Below are 11,644 nucleotides of genomic sequence, written 5' to 3'. Positions count from 1 at the left end.
TTTCAAAAATCAAATACTAGTCCTATAGTGATAGTTGCATTACCAGTCGCTGAGGTAGCAGCGTATTCACTCCCTGTAACACTTTGTTGGATCTCGCCTTGCTTAGACATGACATCTACCCTGATTAATTAAGTTACAGTCTCAGCCCTCCTTCGATGTGCCTTGTTCATTGATGCCACTAATACTTGCATTACCAGAACCAGAAGTAGCGGCATATTTGACATTACTAATGTTTTGGGTAATAATCTGCTGTCCACCGGGCTGTTCTTTGACTTGATTAAGTAACGCTTGTGCTGCTTGGATAATTGCTGCATCTTGATCAGCACCAGCTTCAGTTAATTTCTTTTTAAGTGGTGCTTCATAAGTTTCAGGATCTGTTTCGTGTTCTTCCAGAACCATTTGTGCTTTTGGTTGACTTTCAAACTTTTTCTTAATTAAGGCTTTCAAACCCTGATAGGTATCTTTCACGGCTACTCCTGCGGTTTCTTTAGTAGCAGCGATCGCACCAGCACTCAAAGCAGTAATAATTATAGAAATAGGTTCCATCGTTAATCCTTTATAAGTCAGCAAGAGAGATTCGATGTATCTGAGAAATATACAACGAAAATAAGGTGCGTTACGCAAATTAAGTAACGCACCCTATTTTTCAGCAAGTTTTAACTGAATTTCTTCCTATCGTGTGCGGATAAATATTTGGGTGAAGTAAACCGCACCTCTGCTATTTACCGCCATACCAACACCAGTGAGGTTGTAATTACCTTTGATATTAGCCAAATGTCCTGAACTTCTCAGCCAACCTTGCACGGCTTGGGTTGCAGGATCTCTATATCCTTGGTTGTAAGCTACATTTTCTGCTGCTGCGCTATAGGGAATAGTAACAGCGATCGCTTGAATTCTTGTGCCAAAACCATCATGACCAAATGCAACTCGCCCCTGAGCCATGTTTTGACTGTGAATTCTGGCTTGATTGTCAATAGTTGAATTACGGCTTAACGCTGGTAGACCAAGAGAAGCTCGATATTGATTAATTTGGTTGAATACTGCTAGTTCTAATGTCGCAGTATTCACAGTTGATTGTGCCAGTTGGATGCTATGGTCTGACATTTTAGGTTGTTGCAAGGTAGCAGTTTGAACTGGTGTAGAAAAAGCGGTTACGCCTCCAATCAAGGCTAGAGTTGCTACACCAGCACTGGATATTTTATTCTGAATCATTAATAGGTAGCCCTAAACACACTGAAAGAACACACTTCCAGATAATGTAACCGGACTCATGTAAACTAGACAAATAGGCTATTAGCCAGCATCTAGGGATTTATGCTGCTCTACCTTGCAAAATTGCCAACCAACTTACATATTCATAAATTTCCATACATCATCATTCTCTGGGTAGAGAAATATTTATTTACTTCAGGACTTACGCAAAAATAACGTAACTCTGTCATTACGAACGATAGGGAAGTAATCTCCCCTATCGCTGGGATTGCTTCCCTACACTTCGTTCCAGTCGCAATGACATTATCGGCGTTGCGTATGACAGTGTTTGCTAAGTTAAAAATTTAGCGACGGTTTGCACATCTTTGTCACCGCGTCCAGAACAGTTGATGATAATTCGAGGACTACCGCTAAGTTGGGGACAGAGAGTTTCGAGATAGGCGATCGCATGGGATGTTTCTAATGCTGGAATAATCCCTTCTAAGCGAGACAGTTTTTGGAATGCTGCTAAAGCTTCGGCATCTGTCACACTATAATATTCTGCCCGATTAATATCTTTTAAATAACTGTGTTCTGGCCCTACACCAGGATAATCTAACCCAGCACTAATTGAGTGCGCCTCAGTTACTTGTCCATCTTCATCTTGCAGCAGATAGCTCATCGCTCCATGCAACACACCTATTTGTCCTTTTGTCAAGGTGGCGGCATGTTTATCTGTATTCACACCTTCGCCAGCAGCCTCTACCCCAATTAACCGCACAGATGGCTCATTGACGAATTCATAAAACAGCCCCATTGCATTGGAACCGCCACCCACACAAGCCATGAGAATATCAGGTAAACCGCCCCACTTTTCTAAAGCTTGGGCGCGAGTTTCTTGACCAATCACCGCGTGAAAATCTCGCACCATCATCGGGTAAGGATGGGGGCCTGCAACGGAACCGAGGATGTAGTGAGTTGTTTCGACATTCGTCACCCAATCCCGAATCGCTTCTGAAGTGGCATCTTTGAGCGTACCTGTACCCGCCTCCACCGGACGGACTTCTGCCCCCATCAGCCGCATTCTAAACACGTTTAAAGCTTGGCGTTCCATATCATGAACACCCATATAAATCACGCATTCTAAGCCAAACCGGGCGCAAACTGTGGCTGTAGCAACTCCATGCTGTCCAGCACCAGTTTCGGCAATAATTCGCTGTTTACCCATACGCTTGGCTAATAATACCTGACCCAAGGCATTATTAATTTTGTGTGCGCCTGTATGATTTAAATCTTCTCGCTTTAAATAAATCTGCGCCCCCGTACCATCCGGTCGGGCATAATGAGCAGTCAAACGTTCAGCAAAATACAACGGTGTAGCGCGTCCTACATAATCTCGCAGGAGTTGTTGAAGTTCTGCTTGAAACTCTGGCGCATTACGATATTGCTGATAAGCTGTTTCTAGTTCAGCTAAAGCGGGCATCAGCGTTTCCGGGACGTACTTACCGCCAAAGCGTCCAAAGCGTCCTTGTGTATCGGGAACCTGAGCAGTTGTGGAAGAATTTGGAGAAAGGGGAGTAGTAGTCACGGAAGAATATTGATGACAAGTAAAGACTTCATTAATTATAGGTATTCTCCAGCAAATCAGCGCAATTCGCAATTTGTAATTAGTAATTCGTAATTACGGAAGTCTGACACCATAATGGATGTAGTAGGATTCATCACTGCCGGAATTTTGTATGTCTGCTTCTAAATCCAACTCGTCTGATAAAAAGTTTGTCTACCAAGAATTCGGTAACGATAACTCCGCCGCTACCGAAAGACCAATTCAAGAACTCCCGCCGCAACAACAAAATCTGAGAATCCAAGCGACTCGCACCGGACGCAAGGGCAAAACAGTCACCGTGATTACTGGCTTTCAATGCAAGCCGGAAACTTTAGCAGATTTAGTCAAACAGTTGAAAACTCAATGCGGTACTGGTGGGACAGTCAAAGAAGACACCATTGAAATTCAAGGCGAACACAAGCAAAAGATTTTGGAGATTGTCACCAAACTAGGTTACAAAGCTAAACTCAGTGGCGGTTGAGGAAGCAGATAAACCACATTTTGGCAATGTTATCTTTGAGGAGTATAAATAGACCGATACAGGAGGCTGAAATGGACTTAATTAGAATTTTAGCGGCGATTTTTATCCCACCGTTGGGAGTATTTCTACAAGTAGGTTTGGGGAAAGATTTTTGGATTAATATCCTTTTGACTTTTTTGGGGTATATCCCAGGGATTGTACACGCGGTGTGGGTAATCGCTAGAAAATAATCGCGATCGCTTGATGATCACCAAGTCAAATATTCGGCACGTCAGCCATAATGGTTTTCATCAAGCATTGTAATAGTTTACGCAATCCCTACAGGTTGCGCCTCTGTGTGTTGGGAAAGATGTTAATTTTTCAGGTAATAATACTACTTCCTCAAGACGTGAAGACCGATCTAGTTAGTTGCGCTCTGCTTCATACAATAACCATATAAGAATTTGTTTTTTCTGCGCCTCATCTTTGGAGTGGTTATTCAAAAGGCCTATGCAACCTACTAATCCTAACCAATTTACCGAAAAAGCCTGGGAAGCGATCGCCCACACGCCGGAGATTGCTAAACAATATCACCAACAACAAATCGAAAGCGAACACCTGCTAAAAGCCTTGCTGGAACAAGAAGGTTTAGCCAGCAGTATTCTAACCAAAGCGGGTGTGAATCTGCAAAAAATCCGCGATCGCACTGATCAATTTCTGCAACGTCAGCCAAGGGTATCTGGTACAAGTAGTTCTGTGTTTTTAGGACGCAGCTTAGATACCCTATTAGATAGGGCTGATAACTATCGCAAAGATTTTAAAGACGAATATATTTCTATTGAACATTTATTGCTGGGTTATGCCAAAGATGACCGTTTTGGCAAAGGTCTACTCCAAGAATTCGGTTTAGACGAAGGCAAGCTGAAAAACATTATTAAACAAATTCGTGGGAGCCAGAAAGTGACCGACCAAAATCCAGAAGGTAAATACGAAGCACTGGAAAAATATGGACGTGACCTCACAGAAGCCGCCCGCAAAGGTCAACTTGATCCGGTGATTGGGCGAGATGATGAGATTCGCCGGACTGTGCAGATTCTCTCCCGCCGTACCAAAAATAACCCAGTGTTGATTGGGGAACCTGGGGTGGGTAAAACTGCGATCGCGGAAGGACTCGCCCAACGTATCGTCGCTGGTGATGTTCCCCAATCTCTCAAAGACCGCAAACTCATCGCTTTAGATATGGGTGCTTTGATTGCGGGCGCAAAATTCAGGGGTGAATTTGAAGAACGCCTGAAAGCAGTCTTAAAAGAAGTTACCGAATCTGGCGGTAATATAGTTTTATTTATTGATGAAATTCATACCGTTGTCGGCGCAGGTGCAACCCAAGGGGCGATGGATGCAGGTAACTTGTTAAAACCAATGTTGGCGCGGGGTGAGTTGCGTTGTATTGGGGCGACAACTTTAGATGAGTATCGCAAATATATCGAAAAAGATGCCGCTTTAGAAAGACGCTTCCAGCAAGTTTATGTCGATCAGCCCAGCGCTGAAGATACGATTTCCATATTGCGCGGCTTGCGGGAACGCTACGAAAACCACCACGGCGTGAAGATTTCCGATAGTGCTTTGGTGGCTGCGGCAACATTATCGAGTCGGTATATTAGCGATCGCTTTTTACCAGATAAAGCCATTGACTTGGTAGACGAAGCCGCCGCTAGGTTGAAGATGGAAATTACTTCTAAACCCGAAGAACTCGACGAAATTGATCGCAAGATTCTCCAATTAGAAATGGAGAAACTATCTTTGCAAAAAGAAAGCGATGCAGCTTCTCGTGAACGGTTGGGACGACTAGAAAAAGAAATTGCTGATTTCAAAGAAGAACAAAGAACTCTCAGCACTCAATGGCAGTCTGAAAAAGATATTATCAATAAAATTCAGTCTGTTAAAAAAGAAATTGAACGGGTGAATTTAGAAATTCAGCAAGCAGAACGCAACTACGATCTCAACCGCGCCGCAGAATTGAAATATGGGAATTTAACTGATTTACATCGCAAACTAGAATTAGCGGAAAGTGAATTAGCTAACGCCCAAAGAAGCGGTAAATCTCTACTGCGGGAAGAAGTCACCGAATCTGATATTGCGGAAGTAATTTCTAAATGGACAGGGATTCCTATCAGTAAGTTGGTGGAATCGGAGAAAGAAAAACTACTGCATTTAGAAGACGAACTGCATCAGCGGGTAGTGGGACAAGATGAAGCCGTGACAGCAGTCGCCGATGCAATTCAGCGATCGCGTGCGGGATTGGCTGATCCGAATCGTCCCATCGCTAGTTTTATTTTCCTTGGCCCTACAGGTGTGGGTAAAACCGAGTTAGCCAAGGCCTTGGCGGGATATATGTTCGACACCGAAGAAGCACTGGTGCGAATTGATATGTCTGAGTACATGGAAAAACACGCCGTGTCTCGCTTAATTGGTGCGCCTCCTGGATATGTCGGTTATGAAGAAGGCGGACAACTCACGGAAGCGATTCGTCGTCGTCCATACTCAGTAATTTTGTTCGACGAAATTGAGAAAGCACATCCTGATGTATTTAATATCTTCCTGCAAATTCTCGATGATGGACGCGTCACCGATGCCCAAGGTCATACTGTAGACTTCAAGAATTCAATTATTATCATGACCAGCAACATCGGTTCCCAGTTCATTCTTGATATTGCTGGAGATAACGCTCGTTATGACGAAATGCGTCATCGAGTCATGGAAGCGATGCGGAATAGTTTCCGTCCAGAATTCCTCAACCGCATTGATGAGTTGATCATCTTCCACAGTTTAGATAAAAAAGAACTGCGGCATATTGTACAGTTGCAAGTCGGTAAATTAAGAGAAAGATTGAGCGATCGCAAAATATCTCTCAAACTCTCCGATGCTGCGCTTGATTTCTTAGCAGAAGTCGGTTATGACCCCGTATTTGGCGCACGTCCACTCAAACGCGCAATTCAACGCGAGTTAGAAACGCAAATTGCCAAAGCCATCCTGCGAGGTGAATTTCACGACGGCGACACCATCTTTGTCGATGTGCAGAATGAACGCTTGGCGTTTAGTCGCTTACCGGTGGAAGTATTCAGCAGCTAATTTAAGATTGTTTCACTAAAAAACGCAGAGGTTCGCCTTTGCGTTTTTTTATGGGTTATTTTCTGGTTCTGTATATTTGCAGAAAACGTTGATGCCGATTTTGAGGATATATAACACGACAATTGTAGCGATGTCTTCTCTACGAGACGCTCCGTGAACGACGGGCTACGCCTACGCTGCATCAATAGCAATACCATCGCCTATAAATTTTCATCGGTGGAAGTTAAACAACTCAACTTCCCCCAGGTTGGCACACCGATAAATTGAGCCGCTTTTACTCCCGATAGTTAGCATCTAACCAACAGCGTGGTAAACTTTCACCGGAAGGAAAAACGAGATTTTCTTTAGAAAAAGAATCGTTATCTTGTTCTTCTTGACCTGTTTGGTCTTTTCCATGCACAATATTCACATTCGGGTCGATTAATTCCTGAATATCAGTAATTTTGACTAAATCGCTAGTATCTTTGATTTGTAGCAACATAATTAACCTCTGTAAGTAGATGTAAATTACCCAGTGCAAAATTATTTACCAGAAGCTTCAACTAATTTTTTCAAGTGCATATATGCTTGTTCTGGTGTCAGCGGTTGAGATTCTTGTTCGTTAGGTATATAGTATTGTCTGCTATCGGGAAAATAACGCACCACAAAGCTAGGTATAAGATGTAACTCTAAGGCTTTTTTTCCTAGCTTATCGGCTGTTTCCGCTAGAGTATATTCATCATGAAATTTATAGGCATTCATATCTGTCACCTCCTAAAAGTAGGGGTGTTAAAAGAAAAACTATGGAACAATTAAAGTCCAAAAATTAGATTTCGCGCTGATATTTTTCTAAAATATCTACAATATTCACCTGACATTGCAGGGGAAGTAAATCAATTAAGGGTAGTTCTCTTCTCCCGCCGCCTATTTTTACGGGTATAGATTCCAACACTTTAGTTACGCGGTCTTCATTGACTGCGTTAGAAGTAATTAAAGGATATAACTGCTCGGCGACAACGGTATGCAATTTGGCATCAGATAAATAAAGATGCCACTTGGCAATATCTATATAGACATTTTCGCCAATTTCCGATGCTAGGGCTTCTAGTAATTCTGCGGTGTTAGTCTTAGCCATAAAAATCACCCTATATTACGAGAGAGTGCTAGATTTCAGCCTATATAATCATTATCGCTCAATTAATCAAGCTAACTCTACTCCCGCAGGTTACATAAGCCCTAGCATGAATTGTCCATCTTCAGGTGGATTTAGGCGGTGTAGATGAATAGTTGGCGATCGCCGCAATATAAACTAAATGCACCAACAAAACTATTCCCCAGCCTGTGGTCAATAACGGTAGCCATTGCCAATCTGTTGTTTTCAAAATATGAAAAAACCAGAGTCCAGAATTAATTGTGGCAGCCACAGCGACATGGACAGCAAAATTCATTCGGTCATCTAATCTGCGAAATTCGGGGTCGCTGCGATCGGGTTTGCGAGGCCAACGAGGAGGCATAAATATTTGTTACAAATTTCAATACACTTGATTATTTTAAATTGTTTGGGAGTGTACTTGCTATCGTCTGGGAAGAATGCCAAGCCGCAACTTTAACTTTAAGAATTTTTGTAAGCAGACTCAATAGTTTTTAATAACTCTGGAATGTCATAGGGTTTAGAAATAAAATGAGCAATTCCCAAGGAAGAAGCTAATTCGTCTAGATAACCATGTGCTGTGGCTAACACGACGGCTATTTTTATCTCTTGTGCTTGGAGGTGCTTGTATACTTCAACTCCTGTGAGTTTTGGCATTCTATTATCTAAAATTAATAAATCTGGCTGCTCTTTGATCACGATTTCTAGAGCTTCTTCACCATTCTTTGCTTCCCTGACTTCCCAACCTTCCTCTTCTAAAAGAAAACTCAGCATCGCTCGACTATCATCGTCATCGTCTGCAATTAGTATTTTGCGCTTCCCTGAATGATTACTGTTCATCTTTAATGCTTTTGATTGGTAGATAAAAAACCTGTGAAGTCGGTGTTGATTGAGAGATATTCAAGACTGAATTCGCGATGAAACTAATTTGCGCTAACTCAGAATTAGGAATTTCCTTTACTACTACTTTGACTGTTCCACCTTTACCTGCATGATCAAGAGCTTGGAGAAAATAACGCAGCAACTGGCGTAAAAGACTCCTCGGATCAGCAACTACTATGATTGGTTCGTACCAGTCAGTAACTACTTGTACCTGACGAATCACAGCTTCTGTCGAGAGAAGATCCACTAAATCGGATATATTATCAGTCAATGACACAGGTTGGAGTGTGCCAATCTCGAAGGATGCTAAATTGCGCCAAATTTCCGCACGACGACGAAATATTTGAATTGATTGTTCAGCCTGACGCAGCAATTGTATCGCGTAATCTAAACGGTTAACTGCTACCATCCGCGAAACGATTTCTAATTTTAAACGTGCAGCCTGATGTGCTTGGACAATATCTTGACGTAATTCTTCTAGTGGTTGATATTCATTGGGATTGGACTCTAAAACCCGACGCACATCTTTTTCTAAGTTAGCAATTAATAATTCTGCTTCAACTCCGTGAGAAGCACACAGCAATATTTCTTTCAGGCGTTCTCTAGCATCTGCGCGTCGTAAAGAGATACTCAAAACTCCGATAATGTTCTGTTTATCATCACGTAGGGGAATTCCCTGACATGTAAACGGATGGAACCCATCAATGAAATGCTCTGCACTAATAATTTCTATATAATCTGCTTCTGCTAATGGTGTACCGATACCATTAGCACCAGCTACAGCCTCCGATAACAAAGAACCAGGGCCAGGAAAAGGTTCTGGCCCATGTACAGTCTGTTTGTCACCCACTACATCCAGCACGATCGCTTCACTATCGCCTAACATAACTGCATGACGATCTGTCCCAGCTGCTTGTGAGAGCATTCGGATATAAGGAGCAGCAATTTGAATCAAAGTCCGCTTCTGCTCGATCAATCGCTCTGTAGCTAGGCTGGATAGCTTTTCGGCTTGCAGAGCTTGAGGGTTCGCGCCTTGTAAATGCGATCGCTCCCAAGCACGATAGACAGTTGAGCGCAACATCTGAGCCGGAATCGCACCAGTAGATCTATATACACGCCGAGCTTCTAAGATATCTAGTTCTGGAGGGGACATAGCTTTAATACCCCTTGGCTGATAAATTTCAGCTTGATATTTTCATCCTAAGCTTTTATGGCGTTTCTAACTCCGGTGCGGTAAAAATTACCTCTCCCTTTGACAAGTGGCGTGAGGGTGCGCGACAGCGCGGGTGGAGTATATTTTATGTGCTTGAGAACCGCTATATAGCAATTTTTTGATAACTAGCAAATTCTTTGACTAATCATAAAATATAAGTAAATTTTAGTATCAAAAAAAATTATTTATTTATAATTAAGGCTTTGGTGATATTCATTAAATCTACTCAAAAATATCTCATTTATTCATTTAAAAGAATTGCATATCTAAATAATATTTTTCTAAAACAGTAGTTATAAATACAAAATAATGTCCATAATAATAAATATAAAGTATTCTGCTAAATACATCAATCATTTGAGTGATATTTAAATTTATTTTTGTGATAAATGATTCTTCTATTTGATAGAGGAATGCCATATCTCCACTTGTGAACATGGTAATAACCAATAAGATATAGGTGGCAAAAATGGCTAAAGCAAACCCAGTGGAGATTCAAAAAAACTTAAAGGGAATTGACTATCCCGCAAGTAAAGAAAAATTAGTTAAACACGCTCAAAAACAAGGAGCAGATCGCAAGGTTCTATCATTATTAGAGCAGTTGCCAGATGACGAAGAATTTGACAATCCCACCGATGTTAACAAAGCTATAGGTGAGATTGAATAGCCTATAGTTCTGATGCGGAGTAATCTCCTGATTTCCCACCAGTTTTACTAATTAAATGAATCGATTCAATTTGAATCGACTTTTCTAAGGCTTTCGCCATATCGTATAAAGTCAACGCTGCTACAGAAACGGCGGTTAAAGCTTCCATTTCCACACCAGTTTCAGCGTTGGTTTTAACGGTAGCTTGGATGTGATAACCAGGTAATTGGGAATCGGGGGTAATTTCCACAGCAACTTTTTGCAATGGTAGGGGATGACACAAGGGAATTAAATTCGCTGTTTGTTTGGCAGCCATAATCCCTGCTATCCTCGCCGTGGCTAACACATCACCTTTAGGAGTATTGCCAGCCTGAATAGCATTTAAAGTTTCTGGCAGCATCCGCACTCTCGCCACAGCCACAGCTTGGCGGACTGTGGACGCTTTGCCAGAAACATCTACCATCTGTGCTTGCCCTTGGGAATCTAGATGGGTTAACTCGGCAGAAAAATTTTTTGGAGAATAGTCTTGCATCGTTTGGGAATATAGTGCTAATATATTTTTCTGGCAGGGGCGTGTAGCTCAGTGGACTAGAGCACGTGGCTACGGACCACGGTGTCGGGGGTTCGAATCCCTCCTCGCCCGTTTGATAAGGCAAAAGTTATACGTACTTTTGCCTTTTGTTTTGCTAATTAATATTATTCAACGAAAAGGCATCTTCACCACGACCCAGAGCAAAACGTAAGGAATTAGTAAGACTTTTGTTGGATAGGGTGAGGAAAATTAGTAGTGCTAAAAAAGTTAAGGTGGCACTGTAAGCAAACATATTGCGGTATCCGACAAACTCACTGACATAGCCAAATATAGGCGCAGCGATCGCAATTCCCAAATCAAATCCAGCCATACAAATAGCAAATATTTGTCCACGTTCTTGGGGTAGTGAACGGTCTGCCATCATTGTTGTAATCATAGAAATCATTGTGCCACCACCGCAGCCTTCCGCGATCGCAGAGATTAAAAAAGCATTGGTGCTGTTAGCCTGCCATAGTAATACACAAGCCAAAGTATAAGCCGCAATCCCAAAGGTAATAAACAAACCTCGACCGAAGCGATCGCTGGCTCGACCAGCAAACACCCTGATTGTAAAACTAGAAATGGCGGAAACGGTGAAAAACCAGCCACCATTGAAACTTACTTCAGTAGATTTAATAAATAACGACACAAAGATATGCACAGCACCAACAGATGTACCCACGAGTAACATCACCAATGCAGGAACTCTCACCCTTGGACTAGCCAAGATTTGCCAAAAATTACTGTTTTGGCGTTCCGATTGGTGTTGTGAATTTAATGGTGGGTTAATCCTACATTCCGCAGGTCTATCAGGTCA

General features: G+C 42.1%; 14 protein-coding genes, 1 tRNA gene and 1 pseudogene. 5 read left to right on the top strand and 11 right to left on the bottom strand.

The window, feature by feature from the left end; all coding sequences use genetic code 11:
* Positions 1–141 precede the first annotated feature (141 nt).
* The 3 genes from NCWK1_RS27030 to trpB form a co-directional block, all read right to left on the bottom strand.
* On the bottom strand, positions 142–546 hold the full coding sequence (locus NCWK1_RS27030) for a hypothetical protein (RefSeq protein ID WP_103126826.1): 405 nt from the start codon (positions 544–546) through the stop codon (positions 142–144).
* 126 nt (positions 547–672) lie between these two features.
* Positions 673–1,212, bottom strand: a complete 540-nt coding sequence (locus NCWK1_RS27025; RefSeq protein WP_103126825.1) for a CAP domain-containing protein — start codon at positions 1,210–1,212, stop codon at positions 673–675.
* Between the two features lie 331 nt (positions 1,213–1,543).
* Positions 1,544–2,779, bottom strand: coding sequence for a tryptophan synthase subunit beta (gene trpB / locus NCWK1_RS27020; RefSeq protein WP_103126824.1), 1,236 nt, complete (start codon positions 2,777–2,779; stop codon positions 1,544–1,546).
* 151 nt (positions 2,780–2,930) lie between these two features.
* On the opposite strand from trpB, the gene NCWK1_RS27015 reads away from it, so the two are divergent.
* The 3 genes from NCWK1_RS27015 to clpB all read left to right on the top strand — a co-directional run bounded on the left by NCWK1_RS27015 (position 2,931) and on the right by clpB (position 6,386).
* Positions 2,931–3,278: a translation initiation factor gene (locus NCWK1_RS27015; protein WP_103126823.1), complete on the top strand. Its 348-nt coding sequence runs from the start codon at positions 2,931–2,933 to the stop codon at positions 3,276–3,278.
* A 71-nt stretch (positions 3,279–3,349) separates the two neighbouring features.
* Positions 3,350–3,508: a YqaE/Pmp3 family membrane protein gene (locus tag NCWK1_RS27010; protein ID WP_103126829.1), complete on the top strand. Its 159-nt coding sequence runs from the start codon at positions 3,350–3,352 to the stop codon at positions 3,506–3,508.
* 259 nt (positions 3,509–3,767) lie between these two features.
* Complete coding sequence (clpB, locus tag NCWK1_RS27005) at positions 3,768–6,386, top strand: ATP-dependent chaperone ClpB (protein ID WP_103126822.1); 2,619 nt, start codon at positions 3,768–3,770, stop codon at positions 6,384–6,386.
* A gap of 274 nt (positions 6,387–6,660) precedes the next feature.
* Here clpB and NCWK1_RS27000 read toward each other — a convergent pair whose 3' ends face one another.
* The 6 genes from NCWK1_RS27000 to NCWK1_RS26975 form a co-directional block, all read right to left on the bottom strand.
* A complete protein-coding gene (locus NCWK1_RS27000) occupies positions 6,661–6,867 on the bottom strand; it encodes an acetyltransferase (RefSeq protein ID WP_103126821.1) in 207 nt (68 codons plus the stop codon).
* 41 nt (positions 6,868–6,908) lie between these two features.
* Positions 6,909–7,127 (bottom strand): hypothetical protein, encoded by a 219-nt coding sequence (locus NCWK1_RS26995; RefSeq protein WP_103126820.1) that lies wholly within the window; start codon positions 7,125–7,127, stop codon positions 6,909–6,911.
* Between the two features lie 64 nt (positions 7,128–7,191).
* Entirely contained in the window at positions 7,192–7,500 is a 309-nt protein-coding gene (locus NCWK1_RS26990; RefSeq protein WP_096579250.1) for a DUF3181 family protein, read from the bottom strand.
* 121 nt (positions 7,501–7,621) lie between these two features.
* The gene (locus NCWK1_RS26985; RefSeq protein WP_096579252.1) at positions 7,622–7,879 is read right to left on the bottom strand and encodes a 2TM domain-containing protein; all 258 of its coding nucleotides are present in this window, start codon (positions 7,877–7,879) and stop codon (positions 7,622–7,624) included.
* Positions 7,880–7,977: 98 nt separating this feature from the next.
* Positions 7,978–8,355: a response regulator gene (locus tag NCWK1_RS26980; RefSeq protein WP_103126819.1), complete on the bottom strand. Its 378-nt coding sequence runs from the start codon at positions 8,353–8,355 to the stop codon at positions 7,978–7,980.
* Complete coding sequence (locus NCWK1_RS26975) at positions 8,345–9,550, bottom strand: GAF domain-containing protein (protein ID WP_103126818.1); 1,206 nt, start codon at positions 9,548–9,550, stop codon at positions 8,345–8,347. Before NCWK1_RS26975 ends, NCWK1_RS26980 begins: the two co-directional genes overlap by 11 nt.
* Positions 9,551–10,079: 529 nt before the next feature.
* Here NCWK1_RS26975 and NCWK1_RS26965 point away from each other — a divergent pair.
* A complete protein-coding gene (locus tag NCWK1_RS26965; RefSeq protein WP_096579258.1) occupies positions 10,080–10,277 on the top strand; it encodes a DUF2795 domain-containing protein in 198 nt (65 codons plus the stop codon).
* Between the two features lies 1 nt (position 10,278).
* Here the strand turns inward: NCWK1_RS26965 and moaC are convergent, their stop codons facing one another.
* Positions 10,279–10,788 (bottom strand): cyclic pyranopterin monophosphate synthase MoaC, encoded by a 510-nt coding sequence (gene moaC, locus NCWK1_RS26960; protein ID WP_096579260.1) that lies wholly within the window; start codon positions 10,786–10,788, stop codon positions 10,279–10,281.
* A gap of 37 nt (positions 10,789–10,825) precedes the next feature.
* Here moaC and NCWK1_RS26955 point away from each other — a divergent pair.
* Positions 10,826–10,899, top strand: a tRNA-Arg gene (locus NCWK1_RS26955).
* 43 nt (positions 10,900–10,942) lie between these two features.
* On the opposite strand, the pseudogene NCWK1_RS26950 reads toward NCWK1_RS26955, so the two are convergent.
* Positions 10,943–11,617 (bottom strand): annotated as a pseudogene (locus tag NCWK1_RS26950) (MFS transporter); the annotation flags it as partial.
* Positions 11,618–11,644: the final 27 nt, after the last annotated feature.

The organism is Nostoc cycadae WK-1, from assembly GCF_002897135.1.
Classification (GTDB): Bacteria; Cyanobacteriota; Cyanobacteriia; order Cyanobacteriales; family Nostocaceae; genus Nostoc_B.
Note: the sequence above shows the minus strand (reverse complement) of the source record. Positions and strands in the feature narration are given on the sequence as shown.